This is a genomic window from Chitinophaga horti (assembly GCF_022867795.2).
Lineage (GTDB): Bacteria > Bacteroidota > Bacteroidia > Chitinophagales > Chitinophagaceae > Chitinophaga > Chitinophaga horti.
On sequence record NZ_CP107006.1, the window covers coordinates 4,758,571 to 4,778,246 of the forward strand.

Consider the following 19,676-nt stretch of genomic DNA (forward strand, 5'->3'; position numbering starts at 1 on the left):
GGTATACTGCAATCGTTTCGCACAAATAATCAATAAATTCAAGTTGCGATTTTTAAAGTTTTCATTTTTATGGAGAAGCCTCGCATCCGCGGGGCTTATTCATAGCCTTAAATCTACCGTATATGCATTTAAGCAATGAAGATGTACGCATCATCAACGAAGTCCGTTCCTACCTGGACAAAAACATTCCTGCCCGATTAAAAATAGCTGAGCTTGTCAACCTGTCCCGACTTTCGCGAACGAAACTCACCCGGGGGTTTAACTTCTTATTTCAAACTCCTATTCATCAATACTGGCTGGATTTAGCGATGAGCTACGCAAAGCAACAGCTTGAACGAGGCACAACAAAAAAAGCCGTCGCCCAGTCACTTGGCTATGCGAACGTAAAAGTCTTCTCCCGTGCATACGCGCTTCACCACGGTATTACCCCAGCGCAAGAAGCGATAAGCGATATGAAGTGTGCCTAGCTTAGTCACCCACTATATGCTAAAAATTCAAATTGATGACCCGTTCATGATTCACACTGGAAATCATATTTCAGTACCTGATCTTAATTTGAAGTGTAAATCGTGTAAAGAATTTTCAAACAAAGGCAGGCAGCCGCTTCGCCCGCCAGTAGAATATTAAACAATGAACCTTAGCTCCGAGGATATCTCACGCATTCAGCAAGTCTATGATCTCATTAAAGCGCAGCCTGAACGAAAGCATGACCAGAACACGCTTTCCAGGCTAGCAGGCATGGGACACACGAAGCTTCACGAGAGCTTTAAGTTTCTATATCAAATCTCAATCGCGAGATTCAAACTGGAACATAGCATGCGAAAAGCGAAGGCTATGTTAGCGGATGGACGTATGATTAAAGAAGTATCAGTTGCCCTTGGATACAATACTGTAGCGAATTTCAGTCGCGCATTTTTCAAATGTTTTGGCGAGCGACCAGCTGATTATCGCGCGCGAAAATATCGCGGTTAAAAACGTACAAAATGACAACAGAAAAATTTGTTGAATAACGAAGATGATTTTAAATTGCATGAAGAAAGTAACAATAAACCTTAACCCTTAGCCAAGAGAGTATGAGGCCACGTTTATAAATACACTTTAATCTTGTATTGCCCGGAACCTTGATTTTTAGAATAGCTTAAGAACAATTGTTAATCTCTGGAGTAATACCAAAAATTATCAAGATTTAGTGTTTGATGAAACCCTCTTCATGCCGCAGGCATTGCGGGAGGGTACCTACTCAACCCATGCCTTCTTTTTCATAATAACAGCAGTTAGAAGAGCCGAACTGGAGAAAGTGTGCACAGGCTGCGCGCGCCTGCTACATATTTTATATTGAGAGTACGAAGCGTTCCTTTGCTGTGTATCTGATAAAAATTACCGGTACGAAACCAAATGTTTTCAGCTTTGGCGCTGGCTAACTATCGTGTATTTCTGTGTTTTTATTATGCAACCGCCGCTATTGGTTTCGCGACTAACACGTTCACCAGAAACATTCAATTCTATGAGCTTTCTAGCAGTAAACAGACAAGTGAAAACAAACGGAAAATACGCTAGTCTTTTCGTCTACTTGATCGTATTTATTCTATCCGTACTATTCTTATATACGGCTTTAGATAAATTTCAGACAATTCAAAAATTTACTGATATCATGGGCCGAATTTACCTGCCAGCTTTTTTGGTACCAATCGTGGCATGGGGAATACCAATTGTGGAAGTGATAATCGTGACTGCATTACTACTACCAAAATTCAGACATTGGGGTTTACTCGCCTCTGCGATACTGCTAGCCATCTTCACCATATATATTACAGTTCTAAAGTTAACCGGATTAAAACTACCCTGTAACTGCGGCGGAATAATTAGTTCGCTCTCATGGTGGAACCATATAATACTTAACACCGTACTCCTGATTGCAGCATCAATCGCATATAAGATTGAAGCAAAAAGGGGATACTAAAAGATATCAAAAATGAAAAACAAAATATTAGCGTTTTTCGTAGTCGTTCTTGCAACAGGTCTACAATTTGTAAAAGCCGATCAAAAAAAATCATCTGGACCGGGGACCGTGTATGCACAAACGAGTCCTGGAGTATATGAAGCCTTATTTTGGCCTTATTATCCAGAATTATTTTGTACGGAATCGTACCCTTTTCCCTGCGCATTTACGCAGCCATCAGGTGACTACTCGATATATCCAAATACAATTACCTACGCGACAGCGGTTAGCAACTTTTTCTATGCTTCCGAATACAATGGATTGTATTATGGCGAATAGTTCGCATACTAGGAAGCTATAATGCATTCGCAACAGACATCGTTTAAAGTTTTAAACATGAGTAACGCATTTTTGGTTACAGCCGTGCTTTTTGCAACATTCGTTGTAACTAGAGCTACAAAACTTAAAAAAGTATCTGAAAGAATATATGTCCATGTTAGTCCGGGTGTCTACCAAAGGTTGATTCAACTTTACGCACCATCAATCCGTTGTTTCGAAGACAGTAACCCATGCGCATATATACAGCCATCTGACGATCATAAAATCTACCATGCGGTTTCACAGGATTTCGCGGAAAGAAATGGATGGATTAAGGAACATAATGGGATTTATGAGTTTGATTGATAAAGGATATCCATTATCAGCGCCACGAAAAAGTCGATCTATGTAATTGCATACAAAAATGCACTACTCACTGACGCTAAATTAGCCTTACATGAAAGAGGGTATATTAACATTAACAGCAATATCATTAGCCATGGGAGCATCGGCAGTATTAAACCGGATTTACGTTGCCCCGGGGGACAGGTATATTCAAGTTAGTATGGGTACGTACGAACTACTAACTGCACCATACTATCCGTCTCTTTATTGCGACTATGGACAGAACCCATGCTCTTTTATTGTGCCACCCGGAGATAATAATGCATATGGATCACAAATTTCCCTGCAAACGGCCTTGGATAACGACTTTATACCAAGTGATGAGGGAATTTATGAACCTCCGGGTGATTGAGGAACGACCTCGTATTTCAATAATATTCAAGCTCTAAAAAATGAAAAACATATTACTTGCATTATCTGTGTTTTGCAGTGCATTGACGGCTAAATCAATAACTAAACCTGTAGCAACTGTCCCTGGAAACGTTTATACTTAGATAGAGGCTGGAATTTACGGAAGAAGTATTGGGCCATATGATCCCTCACTATGCGAAGAGGGTCCAAATCCCTGCAGCTTCACTGTTCCCGCAGGAGACCACACAGTATATCCAAAATAGGCTTTCATTAAGCCAAGCTATTCTGTCGGGGCTAATCCCAGGTGATTTAGGCATATGTAGAAATATGTAAACTTCAACTATTGACTAAAAATTTTGATACAATGAAAAATTTATTTCTCGTTTTAGCTGTGGCGTGCACCGCTTTTACAGCTACTGCAATATCCAAATCGTATATGACTCCTGGTGACCTCTATGTGCAAACTAGTCCAGGAGTGTATACACTCTTTACAGGCCCATACCAGCCATCTCTTTACTGTCGTGAGGACTTAAATCCTTGTTCATTTACGGTTCCTCCTGGAGACAATACAACCTATGGCTCCATGATAACGATGCAAACTGCTATAAGTAATCACTTAATCCCATCTGAAGGAGAAGGTCTCTACGAAGCACCTTGATCTATAAAACGCTTTTATTAAGCTAACAAAATCCAGACGCAAAATCTACAAAAGCAAACCATTCAATTCAAATTAAAAATAGCATATGAAAAATATAATTCTGGTGATGGCTGTGATTTGCACAAGTTTCGCTGCTACCGCAATAACTAAATCAATCGTAGCTCCTGGTGACCGTTATGTGCAGACTAGTCCAAGTGTCTACACACTGCTTACAATACCATATTCTCCTTCTATGTACTGTGATGAAGGCGAAAACCCGTGCTCGTATAAAGTACCTAATGGTGACAATACTATCTACGGCTCCACAATATCGATTCAGACAGCTATCAATAATGCCTTTATACCAGATGCGGATGGCATTTATGTCATGAACTAATTGCATCATATCATCATAAACATTTAAATAAGAGATCTTCACACGTGCGATGACAGGCTAAAAGCTATGTCCCTTAAAAATCTAGCGATTATTCTTAAACTAAAAAAGATGCAAAATGAAAAACGTACTTTTTTCATTAGCTGGCCCCTGGTGACCGTTATATTCAGGTTAGCCAGTTGAATATAACCCAGCTGACCGGACCTTATGAGCAATCACTTTACTGTAATAATCAGCAAATCCATGTTATTATGCAGCGCCCGTTGGTGACAATATAGCATATGGAAATTAAGTTACCCTACACAGCCCAGAGCAGGTGCTTCATTGCCCATGCAGAAGGAATTTACGATTTGCCTTAATCTTCGATTTACCACGAAGTCAAAATAATTCACATGTGTAATAACAGGTTAAAAGCCGCGTCCTGCGAAAATGTGGCGACTATTTCTAAAAAACAAAAAAAGCAAAAAATGAAAAACGTATTATTTGCTCTGGCTGTAGTTTGCACTGGTGTTGCTGCTACCGCAATGACTAAATCAAATGTCGCTCCCGGTGACCGTTATGTTCAGACTAGCCCAGGTGTATATACCCTGCTGACTGGACCTTATCAGCCATCTCTCTACTGCAATGAGCAGGAAAATCCTTGTTCGTTTGTAGTTCCTGCTGGCGATAACACTGTTTATGGCAATCAAATTTCTATTCAGACTGCCACAACCAAAAATTTCATCCCAGCTGATGAAGGTCTTTATATACAGCCTTAATCAGAAATTGAAAAAAAGGGCTGCTATGGCAGCCCTTTTTTCATCATTTCATTTATTGCCTGATCAATGACAGCATTAAGTTTCATCAAATCGAACAAAGGAGGTGCAGATTCATACATTTGACCTTCCTTAACGATCATAACGGTTGGAAATGAAGTGATTCCATATGCATTGATTAGCGGATGGCGGCCATTCTCGCCAGTCGCCTGAGGACTCGCTAAGAGATTTAAGGATTTAGCCGTTGTATATAAACCAGACTTGATACTTTTCAACCACTTCTGCTTATCCCGATCGATAGATACGGTCACAAAAACGACATTTGAGTCTTTTTCATACCTTTTGTGAAATGGTTCAAGATATTTCTTCAAAGAGGCGCAATTCGAGCAGCCAGTATACCAGAAATCAATAAACAATACTTTCTTTCGAAGATTATCAAGAGTAACAATATTTCCCTTATCATCCTCCAGACTGAATGGAAAAAATGGCTGTCCACGATTCAATTTGAAAATTGCCTTCTCGATTAAGTCTCTGTACGAAGCATTTTGAATCAATTGTCTAGATTCTTTTGCATAAGACAAAACACCCGGAACCTGAGAGTAATTTAACACAAAAAGTGCAAATAGCTTATCTCTAATTAACCCGTTGTAATTTAACTTGATATCATTAAATATGGGTTGCAGATACGCTCCAACATTCAAATCCCCCATTGCATTCCGTAACGATATCATTCGGAATAGAAAATCCGTATAGATAGGTGCACCGACTAATATGCTTTCATCAAACTTCGGTAAACTATACTCTAGATTTCTAAAAACTGTCCTCTGAACAAATGCTTGAATCGCATCCGTGGGATAAATTGTAGTAATCATCGATCTAAACTGTAGAAAATACCTTGAACCATAACAGTTTGCAACCAGTGTGTCTGCGAACATTCGGCCAATTACTTTAACATACTTTTTTACGACTAGGAGCCGCAAATTCAAAATAGAATCCTCCTTTTCATCTCTGAACTCAAATAAACTATCCCATTTTCCTTCAGAAGCCAACTTTGTAAGCTTATCATTATCGTCGGTCGTGTTGTACTCAATCCTGTGCACGTCATCTTGGCACTGTAGCCGATGAAATTGTGATCCTGAAAATACTATTTTATTTTCAAATATTTTCATATCTATAACTGTGCGACCATCAACTTGAACAATATACACTTTATCAATGAAAGTCCAGACCTTATTTGCCGCGTCAGCGGTACAACCATAGGTTAGATAGACAATTCCCTTCTTATGCGGTATTACAACCTCAAAATCTTCATTGTATTTGAGTTCTACTGTATATTTCGGAGGATTCGCAGTGAGTCGGTTTGCCGCTAGACTTGAAACATAAAAACGCAATTCAAATTTTTGATTTGGATTATTCGCCAACGATGGTTCTACAACTTTTCCTTTAAGTATAAGTTCCGCTTGCGAAGTATCGAGATTGCTCAGTTTTCCATAGGCTAGTAGCTGGCTTAAAACCAACAACAGCATTATAATTAATCTCATATCTACCGGATATTTTGGTTGATCTTACTTAAAACGATTTCGTTGTCTGGAATTGGAAAAACAAACTTAGGATCGTTAGCATCGAGTATATAAGTCTTTCCATCAATAATTCTTTTGAGTGACATGATCCCTCCTGCGCTATTTAAACGCTTTACATCCTGCCACCTCGCTCCTCGCCAGACAAGTTCCTTTCGCCTCTCCAAAAGAATCATATTCAAAGCTTCATCTCTCGTCTGAGCTGACATGTCAATATACGGGGCTGCTGGATTTGTTGCACCAGGATTCCAGCGGTTAATGAGCAGCTGGTTCAAATAAGACATTGCGGTGGAAATATTTCCGTTTCGTGCCGCGCTTTCGGCTTTTATAAGATATACTTCATCCATCGCTAATCCAGTGAAGGGTACTAGCCCTGGTCCGCCATACCCCCTTTTGAAATCATAGGTTCCATCACTTTGTCGTAAGAAAAATATGTTCAACCGAAGATCATTGGGACCATATAATGCGATTAATTCTGGACTGACTTTAATGTTCGCATTGTTACTGGAAGTAGAATACGTCCCGTTTCCAACCGCCTGGCTATGATAGATCTGCTCGCCATGATTTAAAGCAAACGGAGCATTAGAGGTCTTTGAAAGACTGTTGTAGTTGAGCAACCTGTTATTTAGTTGCAAACAACTATCTGCGTATAGCTCTGCAAGTTTATAATGCTCCATTGTTAAATAAACTTTCGCCAATAACGCGTATGCAGCGTACTTCGAAGGTCGTGTTTTAGTTGCTGCTACTTCGACGTTCAGCGACGGGATTGCCGCATTCAAATCATTTATGATTTGACTATAAGTTTGTTCAACCGATGATCGTGGAAGCACTTCGTCTATCGACGGCTTAACGCGCAAAGGAATACCCAAATCCGAAGCTGCTGTTGATTTTGAATAGGATTTAGAGAAGTTCGACACGAGATCAAAATAGGCATAAGCTCGAACAAATAGCGCCCATCCGTTGGTATACTTCCAGTTCAATTCACTCTGAGGAGTTGTGACGATTGTTTGAAGACCGGCCAGTACATTGTTCGCATAAAATATAGCGGTGTATGGGAGGTTCCAATTATCTGAGTTTTCCCCTTCGAACAGATCAGCTGCCCAAATGTAGGAGTTTCTTGAAACAGTTGGAGCGGCTTTCCAAGTATCATTATTTGAAAACTCGTACTCATCGCCTCCAAGAATACCTAATCCCGAAGTAGCATTGATTGCCGAATTATTATCCAGCAATTTCTGAAATTCGTCCAAAGTTCTGGGTTGTACAATTTCAGAACTTGGTTTTTCCTCCAAAAAGTCCTTCCCACATCCCGTGAGCATAATACAGCTAAAAACGCAGGCTAAAACTATATGTATCTTTTTCATGTTTTCTGAATTAAAATGTTGCTTTGAAACCGACTGCAAACGTAGTTGGCATTGGATATCCGGTCTGCACTTCAGGATCTAAAATATCATTGCTCTTCCTCCAAATAACTCCTACGTTGCTTACATATCCGTAAACATTAATATCTCGAACAAGAAGCTTAGGAAATTGATTCTTAGAGATAGTATAGTTAGCTTGTATGTCTTGTATACGGACATGGTCGCCACGTTCAATCAAATGATCTGAATAGGTGTAAAAGTTAGTTCTTCCGATATTATTTGGATAAATTAATGCAGGTACATTCGTCGTCAATTCATCTCCAGGCTTTTGCCATCTGTTTTCATAGTCGGGTTGCTTGAACACGATTGTAGAGCCATAGATAGAACCATTATTTAAAGAGTTACGACGAAAATAATAATTCATTTTATAGATCAAGTTCACCGATACCTCCAATCCCTTAAAAGAAAAGGTATTTCTTAAGCTCCCGAATGTTATGGGAGTTCCTGAACCAACGAAATTCAAATCAGAGCGATTACTCGAGTTCCGAATCGCTGTATAATCCTTGACGATTGCATTGGCAAGATACCCTTGTGGACTTCCGGTCCCATCCAAGCCCGCCCAGCGGTAGCCGAAAAGGGCATTAATTGGATATCCCTTAAGTGGTGTTAATGAACCGAGCGTGCTTGTAACAACGGTATTATTTGTACCCGTTTCTACTTTATAATCGGTGATTTCATCTTTAACTTGATTGAAAATGAAAGTAGTTGACCACCTTATTGCGCGATCTATATTTAAAGATGTCAATTGAACATCAATGCCGCGAGTTCTTGTGTCAGCTGTATTACCTATAAATTGAGACACGCCAGTCTGCGGGGCAATAGGACTGGTACCTATCAAATCAGTGCCATCCTTGGCGAAAAACTCAATGCTTCCGGAAATAACGTCATTCTTTGTAGAGAAGTTTAAACCCACATTTTTATTTTTCACTCTCTCCCACCGCAAAAAATCATTAGGAGGATTAATAATGTTGTAATACAATGTATTGGTATAAGGGTTAATAAGGGAGGGAGCAGCCGTCAAATATGCCGAAACGGAATTATTGATGTTTCCATTATAGCCGTAGGTTGCCCTTAACTTTAATAAATTTAACCACGGCAGACTCACGAATTTTTCATTTAGTACACTCCAGGACAGACCAATTGACCAAAGCGGCACCCCTTTTTGGTTCGCCTTAACGCCAAAAAGGTTCGACTCGTCTTTTCTGAAGCTTCCAGATATTGTATACCGGCGGTCATAAGTGTACAATCCGTTGGCATAATAAGATATGTATTTGTCCGTGGTCTTGTACTGCCTATTTCCGGAAGGAATTTGAGCTACTGCTCCATTGTAGTAATTCGGAAATAAAGTTACGTAGTCAACTGGCACATTCGTCTCAGTCGAGAAATTGTATCCATACAGAGTATTCGTCCTAACTTCTTTATAAGAATCATCCCTTGCTTCATATCCGGCAAGAAAATTAATCATATGGATGCGATCAAACTCCTCATTGAAATTCAATTGAACCCTCCCATAATTTGATTCACGTAATGAAGATGACGGTACAACAATACCACCTAAAGGCACAGGACGAACTATAGCACTCCCTCCTATTGAAGTGTATGAATTTATGAGGTTCCTTACGTAAAAAGAATTTTCGCTATAACTATCCTGAGCGGTACGGCTAGCATTATAATATTGATAGTTTGCACTCAGGTTTAACGACTTTATGATCTGGTAATTTGCACCGACATTTATACGATAGTCAACTAAAGTGGCGTTTGACTGAGCATATTTATTTGTAAAATCATCCAGCGGCCGATAGTTCCAATCCAGAAGCCGCCCTCTTCCGGCTGTATCGGTATACGAAGATCTCAAACCACCTGCAATTACAATGGACCGATGCCCACCGTCAGAATTAGTGAGTTCTTCATAGGGTAAGTTGCCAATTCGGCTGTTTAAATCGTTGTTTGTAAAATTTGACTTTGAAAATGTTATGTCAGGATTAATAGTTATTTTTTTGCTGAGCAAATAATGACTACTGTTAGCCTTAAGGGTGATTCTTTCGTCTGACTGAGCAACAAGATTAGGCCTGTTACGATCATAGCCCGCAGAGAAGTAATAAGATTGATTGGCGCCTCCCCCGGTAATGTCGAAAATGTAATGTTCCCTCACTGACTTTCGATAATAATAATCTGACTGGTCATCCCGGTAATCGACTGCTCTAAGACGATCAATTTCACGCATCCCTTGATCTTTATAAGAAGGTTCTGTTTTAATCCTCTGCAAAATTGAAACGACTGGAGAAAGAGCTCCGTACTCATTGTCGATCGTACTAGTGTAAGCACCGTTGTTGAAGAGGTATGTTTCAACATCTATAAATTCGCTGGACGACAATTGTGGTTCGTACCACAGGTCTGGCTTTCCTGCGATTGTCAGATCGCTCTTTATGGAAACCGTTGGTTTCAAGTTTAGTTTCCCCTTTTTGGTTGTTATGACGATCACGCCATTGCCGGCTCTAACACCCCAGATGGCTGCGGCGCCAGCATCTTTTAGTACAGTAACACTTTCAATCATATCGGGATTGATCGTATTTAAATCACCTTCGAAGGGGAAATTATCTACGACGATCAACGGCTTCGTACTTGAAAAAATTGTACTCCTTCCGCGAACGCTGATGCCTAAACTGTTACCTGTTTGATTGCTGACAAGCAGGCCATTTGTCACGCCATTTAAGCGCGATAAAATATCTGCGGATACAGTCCTATTCAGTAATTTATTATCAACCAACGTTACGGACCCCGTAGCTCGTTCTGGGGACAAATTCTGGTAACCCGTTGAAATTTCGACGCCTTTAATTTCTATGACAGATGGCTTGATGATGGCATTGTAAGTGGTGGTATTGGATGCATCGAGAATATAGGTTTCATAACCTACTGAAGAAATCGAGATTTTAACATTTTTTGATGGGATGTTCAATTCATAGATACCCTGGGCGTTCGTATAAGTCCCAATCTTCGTACCAATGACACGTACGGACGCACCATCCACTGGCTTACCGTCGAGGTCTTCTACTTTTCCCCTGATCTTTATAGGTGAGGTATCCAGCATCACGGGTGCAAGTGGTTTAGCTGCTTTATATTCGCTGATCACGACATACTTATCATTTACCTGATAAGTCAGTGGTAATCCTTTCAGGCCGTTGGATAAGGCGGTTTGTATGGTTACATCAACTAAATTGACGCTCGTTCTGAAGCTCCTTCCAATATCGCTTTTGTAACTAAAGACATATCCGGTCTGTCGCTCGATATCTTCAAACAATTTTTCCAGGGTAACATTATTGGCCTTCAGCGTGATCCGCTGGGCGTTTGCATTTCCAAATGCATGGATGCAGATCATAAACATAAGTAAAGAGAATACCTGTAATCGCATAATGATCTTGGTTATTTGCCGATTTTTAAAAAAATACAGCTTCGTCTCTTTCCTTGCAGGACAAAGGAAAGTACATGTAAAAATTTTCATACTTTTACGTCAGTTTGGTTGTTTTAAATTAGGTTCCTTGCTGGGACATTTTTTAAAGGCCAAATGCATTATGCCGAAGAGCGGGTGAGATCGCTTTTCGGCTTTTATATTCAGCCTGGTCGTGTTTCAATGACAATCTGTTTCTGTTTTCGAACTCCTTTCTTCTTAGTATATGGTCGTGTTTTATCTATGTATTTACTGATAGCCGATAACTGTTAAAGTCTTTTCTCCATTATTTTTTTCGGTAAGCTTAAAATCTATATCTAAGTCACCTAATGCTTTCAAAAATTGAGTCAATGGTACCGAGCGGGGGATCGCAAACGTGATCTGCCTGCTACTGATGCTTCCACTATAAACTACGTCCAGATCGTACCAACGCCCGGCTTCTCTCAATATCTCCTTTAGCTGAGCATCTTTGAATCTGATGATGCCCTTCCTCCAGGAGGCGGAATGGGTCGGAGCTTCGCCGATGGTAAACTCTTCGGCAGATAGAAAGGCCTGCTGTCCAGGTTTTAGCAATTGCTTCGCACGGCCATTCCCAATTCTTACGCTCCCTTCCAATAGCACGGTCTTTATACCAGGTTCATCGGAATAAGCATTAACATTGAACTTAGTGCCAAGCACTTCGATCACCTGGCCAGCTGATTTTACAATAAAAGGTTTATGCGACATCCGGGTCACTTCAAAATAACATTCTCCGGTGGTAGTAACTTCTCGTATCCCTGAATTGAATTTTACAGGGAATGAGATAGATGATGCAGCATTCAGCCACACTTTAGTGCCATCAGATAATGTGACTTGATAGCTTCCTCCCCGCGGCGTTTCCACGGTGTTTATAGTGCGCGTATTGGCACTGGCAGACTCAACATCAGCCATATCGTAAACAAGCGTACCTGATGAATCCTTGTAGATTTTAACACCGGCTTCGGTGGCAATTTTGCTTCCGTTAGTCGTATCCAAGTATACCTTTTTCCCATTCGATAAAACGAGAAAAGCCTGGTTTTTTCCAGGAGCAACATTTGTGATAATGATTGGTTCTGTAGGTGAAATTCGATGGTTGGATTTAAAGACAAATACTGCAAAAACTAAAACTGCAGCAGCCGATGAATAGTACGCAATGCGGCGAACGCGTCTTAACATCGTTTGCTTCCGAATCGCCGCATTTAGAACTGTCCACACTTCCGTTTCGGCATACGCTTCACCTTCGGTTTGAGCTTTGGGATTTCCATCAGGGCCAAACAAGGTCATTTCGACAAACTCGACTTGATCGGGAGTGCATTCACCCCGAGCGTATAGTTCCAGTAATTTTCTTATCTCTTTATCCATGTAGGTTCAATTGCAACAGCCCTATATTATATTATACATCTGAGGAGACGTTGGGATGTAAAAAAATTAAAAAAATAACGTTGACGAATAAACGACGCAACGCCGAAAAGCAGACCAGTCGGCCTGCGTGATTTATATGTGATGTCTAAGCTTTCGTGGAATTGTTTTGAGCTAGATTAGAAAAAGCAACGTAATCCTACTCCCATTATTTTTAAACGTTGAAGTGCTTTTCTTATATTATCTCTCACGGTATTGTAGGGTATATTGTTTTCTTGACTAATAACCGAATGGGACTTGTCTTCAAAACGGCTTTGAATAAAAACGTCCCTAACTTTAGGTTTCATTTTCTGAAGCGCACTCGCAATTGATTCCTCCAGCTCCTGAAGTAATATCCTATTCTCCGTATCATTATGTCCTTCAGAAAATGTGGCTTTCAGATGATCAAAATAATTATGATCATTGCTCGTCTTTAATGTGATCCGTGTCGATTTATGAAATATCAACCTGTACAGATAAGCCAACAACTTACCATCATGTATATCGATGGTCTTCCGCTTTTCCCATAAGTGCATGTATACGTCCTGAGTCAAATCCCTAGCATGCTCTTCATCACTGGTAAGTCTCAATGCACGTCGATATAAAAGCACGTTGTGGCGATTATACAATTCGGCATAAGCCTGCTGATCAGCATTTTCTTTCAAAAGCTGAAATAATTGCGAATCAGTAAGTTTATCAATTGAACTCATACACGCTATCCTGAAGGCGCATTCACACGATTAATTAAACATATCAAATATATGTTTAATGTAAAACATTTGCAAGGATAAGTGTCACATAGTAAATCGGAGATCGGGGGCAAACCAGGTTGAAATAGTTGGTTGTTGGTACTATTACTAATATACAAAGAGCAATAATACCGCAGGCCGAAAGATATTAACTGTTAAATTGACATCAAAACAAACAGCAAATTTTTAGATTATTTTTAAATATATCATAGTCTGCTGGCGACTCGCATGAGGATTTCTCAGTCAAGTCAACCGAAATTTAACATTTGTCAAATTTCAATCTACTGCGATACGATCGCGCTTTCATAGGTGTTTTACTAAAATTACGCCCGAAAAGATTGTTAGCAGGCTGTTAATCCATCACAAGTAGCACATCAGTATCGATCCAGAAGAATGTCGAAAAGCATTACATTGCGGTAATAACTGTTACAAAAAACATCCCAGCAATCGATAAGATTCTTCTCACTAAAATTTCACCCAATGAAATCCATATTGCTATTAGTTTCCTGGATATTTTTATTTAAGGTTGATGGTGCTCGCGCTGTTGACGAATGTTGCGGCAAATGCACCGGCTCCGCTTATTGCACAGCCTGCAGAAATTGCAGCCGATGCGCGCATTGTAACAGTGGCGGCAGTTGCGGCGTTTGCAGTAACGATCTGCCTACCTACAAACCGTCGCGCAGCGTCCGCTATCCATCCTCATCACCATCTTCTACCATTAAACCCTCACGCCCCTCGTCATTAAAATTAACTACCGTACAATATTATGTAAACACTTCCCTGTTAAACGTCCGATCCGGCCCGGGAACCAGCTTTCCAGTTATTACCAAGGTTTCAGTAAGTACAAACGTTAAAATAGAAAATGAGTTTAACAACGGATGGTGCGAAATATCATTTATAAACACAAACTACCTACAGGTAAAAGGCTACGTAGTGAAAAAGTACCTGGCTTATTATACCAAGGCGATTGATTAACCCTTCAAACATTGAAATCCGAAAGGGTTTACTCCGGAGCCCATTCAAGCACTTCCAAAATTCCTGATATTTTCTCCCATGAAATAATAACTTTAGCTAAAAATGATCGACGATCCTTTATATTTTCAAGTCATCACCGAATATCCCGTACCTGCATTCCAGAAGCATATCGATGATGAACGGAATCAACATATATTCTTTTCAGGAAAATACGGCTCGGGGAAGTCAACTTTCCTGGAGGATTTTTTTCGACAGCGGACGGATAAGTATAATGTTTTCAAGGTTTCTCCTATCAACTACTCGATTTCCACGAACGAAGACATCATCCGATATATAAAGTACGACCTCCTTTTATGTTTACTCGAAATAGGCGCGCTTGATGACAGCGGCCGCAAAACACCAACATTTACAGAGACCAGTATAAAATTTGCGAAACGAGAATTTAAACCATTTGTTAAGCAATTAGTAAAAATGATACCGGAAGTTGGCAAGAGTTTGGTTGACGCATATGAATACATTGAAGATTTCGATAAAAGATTCTACTCGCTATATGACGAATTATCCATAAGTAAGTTTGAAAAGTTGGAATCGTTTATGGGTGATGTCGAAAGCGCAGGAAGATTATATGAAAATGACATCATCACAACAATGATCAATTCATTGACAGGTAAGCAGAATCCCGACGCAGAGCAAAGAAGCGTATTAATTATTGATGATCTTGACCGGCTTGACCCTGACCATACTTTTAGAATACTAAACGTTTTCGCAAGCCAACTACACTCAAAGAGAATTGACAGAGGCACTCAACTATTATTTGACAAAGTTATAGTGGTTGCAGACATTGAAAATATTCGAAATATGTATGAGCACCGCTATGGATCGAAAACAGATTTTACGGGCTTCATTGATAAATTCTACAGTTCTGATGTGTTTCATTTCGATAATGGCCCTGCGTTTAAAAAAGAAGTTCTTAAGCTATTAGACACCTTCACGGTTCCTGGTAGTGATCGCGGGTTGAACAGGCTTTATCTATCTGATCCACTAATAGTCGATATTATTGTTTTCTTAGTCGAGAAACGACAATTAACGCTAAGAGCGCTTAAGAATGTGGCCGGCAAGCAAATTGACTATCATAATGAAGATGTGGATATGGGATTTGAAAATGTAGTTAAGGCCATACATCTCCCGCTAGTAGCAAAACTGAAATTTCTTGTAACGGTTATAGGGGGAGCCTTTGAACTAGAAAGGCATATCGATAAGTTTAAATATAACAAGGTTAAGTTTTCAAATATGCTGATTGGGGACTTGATGTATCTTTTACATTTCGAAAGAAAATTTGCAGGGCAAGAAAAAGTGACTTTGCAAATAGGCACCGATAAATATGTATTGCAATCTTCAGTGGATGGGGGTGGAAGAGATAACCTCTATAGCTATTCAACAGTAAAACAGCCCACACAGCCTGGCGAAGACCCTCAGAATTTTACTGGTTCCCCATCTGAGTATTGGGAGAAATTTGGCGAGGTTTTTTCGATGTTGCGACAACATGGATATATAAAGTAAGGAGGCAGTATTCCCGCCTCCTTTATGGAAGAAAGGATTATGCAGTGTAGACCGGCTGCCGTTCAGGATTATTCTCTAGCTTTCTTTTCAATAAATTCATCTCTTCGGCAATCCTGCCCCCCACGATCTTACCATAATGCTGCGTTTGCGCTAAACGTTTATGACCCAGCATCGCAGACACGCTTTCTAAACTCAGTCCGTTCGCTAACGTTACGGTAGTCGCAAACGTATGGCGGGCAATATGGAACGTCAAGTGCTTTGTAATTTTAGTAAGGTCCGCTATCTCCTTTAAGTAAGCATTCAACTTCTGGTTACTCATCCTTGGCAAAACGCCTTTCCGACTTCGGTAATGCAACTGGCATCCGTATTTATAAATGATTCCCCTTGCCGTTGGCAACAGCGGAATCCGACTCAGCGTAGTGGTTTTCTTTCTCGCTATAATGATCCAACGATCGCCGGACGGCATGCGTGAGATATGCTCCCAGGCCAAACGGCTAATGTCCGCGTAAGCCAGGCCGGTATAACACGAGAAGATGAACAGGTCCCTTACAACGTTCAGCCGTTCGCAGGAGAACTGCTTATTCTGTATACGCGAGAGTTCCATTTCGTTTAGTGGAACAACATCTATCTCCTTCTTCCGCAGCTTAAACTCTGAAAAAGGATCAGAAGCAATCCATTTACGCTTGACCGCATCGATGACTACAGACTTAAACGTCTGAAAATACTTTACTGTCGTATTGTTCGAAAGTCCTCTTATTGCCTTCAGCCAGGTAGTCAAGTCCTTAGCAAAGGCAAAGTCCAGTGAGGATAGCGGGATGTCATTTTTTCCGTATTTGTATAGTATGAAATCCCCTATACATCTTCTTATTCTATCCAGCCGCTGCCAGGTCACTACTGCATAATCTTCACCGATTAAGGATTTCACGACCTCCAGATAATCAGCATACACCTCCATCAACATGTAAACTTTTCTCTTCGAAATGTTGCCCTTCAGAAAATCAATAAGAAGAGGTGCTGTCAATACCTTTCCCTGTTCTAATAAATCAAGTTTGGCTCTTGTGACTTGACTGGTAAGTGCATCCAGGTACGCATTCAAGGTTCGGGCATTTTCTTTGCTCCCCTCTGCCCTACCAAAATTTTGATTCCATCGATCAACATTCCACGTTCGCTTGGTTGAAAATTCCTTCGAAACACCATCTACAGTAACCCTTAAGTAGATGTACTTTACAGGGCCCTTCTTTTTCCTTTTTGACTGCTTTAAAAAAAACAGCACACCGACACTTTGTTCTAACATAACAATCTGTTTTTAAGTGAATAAAAATCAGATTGATGCGATAAGAAATCAAGATGTTTAAGACTTGAACAAGTTGATTTACAATCATTTAAATGCAAATTCGTGGCACTTTTTTCGCGCTTTAAAAAGTGCCACGATTTACGCACATTAATTTCATGCGAATCCGTAAATTTTACTTGTTCTAAGTCAGCGCAAAAAAAACGCCTGCAATTTCTTGCAGGCGTTTCTTATGAATTATTTGATGAGATAAATGCAAACAAAAAGGGCTTTCGATCTGTGATCAAAAGCCCTTTTGCTTAGTCGGGATGGCAAGATTCGAACTTGCGACCTCCTGCTCCCAAAGCAGGCGCGATAACCGGACTACGCTACATCCCGAACTATTTGCCGGAGTTTCGCGGTGAGGGAGGGATTCGAACCCTCGGTACAGTTTGACCCGTACGCCGGTTTAGCAAACCGGTCCTTTCGGCCACTCAGGCACCTCACCGTACCGTTTGAATGGGATGCAAAAATAGGAATATTTTGTTAATCTCCAAAAGCTAGTTCACTTTTTTGAAAAAAAAGTGCCGGAAACTTTTCCGGCACTTCAAATGTCTTGTTTTCTCAGAGGTATAAATCGGTCTACATGGCCGCCAGCTGCACTTTTTGCTGCAATTCAACAACGCTGTCTCTAAATGTATTATCGGTATCCATCAAATCTTTCACTGTCTGACAAGAGTGAATTACGGTGGTGTGATCGCGGCCGCCAAAGTGCTCTCCGATCGTTTTAAGCGAGTTCTTTGTAAATGATTTTGCGAGGTACATCGTAATCTGACGAGCCTGTACAATCTCACGTTTGCGCGTTTTCTGCAGCAGTTTGTCGTAAGGCACATCAAAGTATTCGCATACCATTTTCTGAATACTCTCGATGGTAATTTCTTTGGAAGATGTTTTTACGAAAGACTTCAGTACGCGCTTAGCCAGCTCCAGGTCAATCTCCTTACGGTTCAATGACGATTGTGCCAGCAGGGAGATCAATGCACCTTCCAGTTCACGAACGTTGCTCTGGATATTATAGGCTACGTATTTAATTACTTCCTTCGGCATTTCCAGTCCGTCGTTGCGCATTTTCATCTCGAGGATTTCCATACGTGTTTCGAAGTCGGGCAGTTGAATGTCGGCGCTTAGCCCCCAACGGAAGCGGCTGAGCAAACGCTCCTGCACGCCGTCGAGATCTTTAGGCGGTTTGTCGGAAGTAAGGATCAGTTGTTTGCCGGATTGATGCAGGTGGTTAAAGATGGCGAAAAACGCATCCTGTGATTTCTCTGCACGGGCAAAAAACTGGATGTCATCTACGATCAGCACATCAATGAGCTGGTAGAAGTGAATGAAGTCATTGATAATATTGTTCTTCGAGTGATCGATGAACTGGTTGATAAACTTTTCTGCGCTCACGTACAGCACCGCCTTATTGGGGGCCTGACGCTTTACCTCGTTACCGATCGCCTGTGCAAGGTGTGTTTTACCTAAACCTACGCCACCATATATTACCAGTGGATTAAAAGAGGTACCACCCGGCTTGTCGCTCACTGTTTTACCAGCACGGCGGGCAACACGGTTAGAGTCACCTTCGATGAACATTTCGAAAGTGTAGTTTGGATTCAGTTGTGAATCGATCTGTACCCTCTTAATACCAGGGATGACAAATGGATTTTTAACCGGATTCTGGATCGTCAGCGGAAAATCTACTTCGCTGTCCTTTTGTGGTTTGGAGAACTGCGTTGGCATGTTCACTGTTTTGGGATGCTGGTGGGGTGTTCCATTCTCCACAACGATGCGATACTCCAGTCTCGCCTCTTTCCCTAATTCCCGCTTAATTGTTTTCCCTAACAAACCTACATAGTGCTCTTCGAGGTATTCGTAAAAAAACTGACTTGGTACCTGAATGGTTAAAACATTGTTTTCAAGCTTGATAGGTTTTATCGGTTCAAACCATGTTTTAAACGGCTGCCACTCCACTATATCCCTGATTATATTCAGACACCTTTCCCAAACTTGTTCGCAAGTTTTATTCATTTAGTAAAAAATAATTATTCGTTTATTAATTAGGGTGTTCTCGAATACAAACTTTTCAACGTAGGCTGTTGAAAAATTATTTGACAGGATGACGAATATCTGTAGAAAATGTTGAAAAAAAAATTTATCTAACCTTGTTTCTTAACCCACAATTACAGATTGTCATACTCCGCCTCACCCATATCTCCACTTCTCTCAAACTGCCATCCAGTCTATGTTTCAGCCGATTCGCCTGCTAAACCAAATGCTAAATAAATGCCTTTGCTTTCATCATCATACCCATACATTAGTCACGCTATTTAATATATTAACAAGCATAACCGGTAAAATAACATTGCCCTTCCCTGGCACCGCTTCAGCTCCCTCCCGAACCACTTAATAAAGGTCCATT

Annotated in this window: 15 protein-coding genes and 2 tRNA genes; 8 read left to right on the plus strand and 9 right to left on the minus strand. The window is 40.6% G+C overall.

Annotated features, from left to right (window positions below; translation table 11 throughout):
- Window positions 1-122: 122 nt before the first annotated feature.
- The 6 genes from MKQ68_RS19120 to MKQ68_RS19135 all read left to right on the plus strand — a co-directional run bounded on the left by MKQ68_RS19120 (window position 123) and on the right by MKQ68_RS19135 (window position 4,802).
- Window positions 123-467: a helix-turn-helix domain-containing protein gene (locus MKQ68_RS19120; protein WP_264280501.1), complete on the plus strand. Its 345-nt coding sequence runs from the start codon at window positions 123-125 to the stop codon at window positions 465-467.
- Between the two features lie 163 nt (window positions 468-630).
- On the plus strand, window positions 631-972 hold the full coding sequence (locus tag MKQ68_RS25965; protein WP_432803727.1) for a helix-turn-helix domain-containing protein: 342 nt from the start codon (window positions 631-633) through the stop codon (window positions 970-972).
- A 532-nt stretch (window positions 973-1,504) separates the two neighbouring features.
- Window positions 1,505-1,960 (plus strand): MauE/DoxX family redox-associated membrane protein, encoded by a 456-nt coding sequence (locus MKQ68_RS25970; RefSeq protein WP_432803728.1) that lies wholly within the window; start codon window positions 1,505-1,507, stop codon window positions 1,958-1,960.
- Window positions 1,961-1,972: 12 nt separating this feature from the next.
- Window positions 1,973-2,278 carry a hypothetical protein gene (locus MKQ68_RS19125; protein ID WP_264280502.1) on the plus strand — a complete coding sequence of 102 codons (306 nt, stop codon included), beginning with the start codon at window positions 1,973-1,975 and terminating at the stop codon, window positions 2,276-2,278.
- Window positions 2,279-3,756: 1,478 nt separating this feature from the next.
- Window positions 3,757-4,047: a hypothetical protein gene (locus tag MKQ68_RS19130; protein WP_264280503.1), complete on the plus strand. Its 291-nt coding sequence runs from the start codon at window positions 3,757-3,759 to the stop codon at window positions 4,045-4,047.
- Window positions 4,048-4,436: 389 nt separating this feature from the next.
- Window positions 4,437-4,802 (plus strand): hypothetical protein, encoded by a 366-nt coding sequence (locus MKQ68_RS19135; RefSeq protein WP_264280504.1) that lies wholly within the window; start codon window positions 4,437-4,439, stop codon window positions 4,800-4,802.
- 23 nt (window positions 4,803-4,825) lie between these two features.
- Here the strand turns inward: MKQ68_RS19135 and MKQ68_RS19140 are convergent, their stop codons facing one another.
- From MKQ68_RS19140 to MKQ68_RS19160, 5 genes are all read right to left on the minus strand, one after another.
- A complete protein-coding gene (locus MKQ68_RS19140) occupies window positions 4,826-6,340 on the minus strand; it encodes a TlpA family protein disulfide reductase (protein ID WP_264280505.1) in 1,515 nt (504 codons plus the stop codon).
- 2 nt (window positions 6,341-6,342) lie between these two features.
- Window positions 6,343-7,737 (minus strand): RagB/SusD family nutrient uptake outer membrane protein, encoded by a 1,395-nt coding sequence (locus MKQ68_RS19145; RefSeq protein ID WP_244844237.1) that lies wholly within the window; start codon window positions 7,735-7,737, stop codon window positions 6,343-6,345.
- A 10-nt stretch (window positions 7,738-7,747) separates the two neighbouring features.
- On the minus strand, window positions 7,748-11,203 hold the full coding sequence (locus tag MKQ68_RS19150; protein ID WP_244844246.1) for a SusC/RagA family TonB-linked outer membrane protein: 3,456 nt from the start codon (window positions 11,201-11,203) through the stop codon (window positions 7,748-7,750).
- A gap of 285 nt (window positions 11,204-11,488) precedes the next feature.
- Window positions 11,489-12,619: a FecR family protein gene (locus tag MKQ68_RS19155; protein ID WP_244844248.1), complete on the minus strand. Its 1,131-nt coding sequence runs from the start codon at window positions 12,617-12,619 to the stop codon at window positions 11,489-11,491.
- A 176-nt stretch (window positions 12,620-12,795) separates the two neighbouring features.
- A complete protein-coding gene (locus MKQ68_RS19160) occupies window positions 12,796-13,365 on the minus strand; it encodes an RNA polymerase sigma factor (RefSeq protein WP_264280506.1) in 570 nt (189 codons plus the stop codon).
- A gap of 519 nt (window positions 13,366-13,884) precedes the next feature.
- On the opposite strand from MKQ68_RS19160, the gene MKQ68_RS25975 reads away from it, so the two are divergent.
- The gene (locus MKQ68_RS25975) at window positions 13,885-14,379 is read left to right on the plus strand and encodes an SH3 domain-containing protein (protein WP_432803729.1); all 495 of its coding nucleotides are present in this window, start codon (window positions 13,885-13,887) and stop codon (window positions 14,377-14,379) included.
- A gap of 102 nt (window positions 14,380-14,481) precedes the next feature.
- Window positions 14,482-15,939 carry a KAP family NTPase gene (locus MKQ68_RS19165; RefSeq protein ID WP_264280507.1) on the plus strand — a complete coding sequence of 486 codons (1,458 nt, stop codon included), beginning with the start codon at window positions 14,482-14,484 and terminating at the stop codon, window positions 15,937-15,939.
- A gap of 37 nt (window positions 15,940-15,976) precedes the next feature.
- Here the strand turns inward: MKQ68_RS19165 and MKQ68_RS19170 are convergent, their stop codons facing one another.
- The 4 genes from MKQ68_RS19170 to dnaA form a co-directional block, all read right to left on the minus strand.
- Window positions 15,977-17,233: a site-specific integrase gene (locus MKQ68_RS19170; protein WP_264280508.1), complete on the minus strand. Its 1,257-nt coding sequence runs from the start codon at window positions 17,231-17,233 to the stop codon at window positions 15,977-15,979.
- A gap of 300 nt (window positions 17,234-17,533) precedes the next feature.
- Window positions 17,534-17,608 (minus strand) — tRNA-Pro (locus MKQ68_RS19175).
- 20 nt (window positions 17,609-17,628) lie between these two features.
- Window positions 17,629-17,717: transfer RNA gene (locus MKQ68_RS19180), tRNA-Ser, on the minus strand.
- A gap of 134 nt (window positions 17,718-17,851) precedes the next feature.
- The gene (gene dnaA / locus MKQ68_RS19185) at window positions 17,852-19,285 is read right to left on the minus strand and encodes a chromosomal replication initiator protein DnaA (RefSeq protein ID WP_264280509.1); all 1,434 of its coding nucleotides are present in this window, start codon (window positions 19,283-19,285) and stop codon (window positions 17,852-17,854) included.
- Window positions 19,286-19,676: the final 391 nt, after the last annotated feature.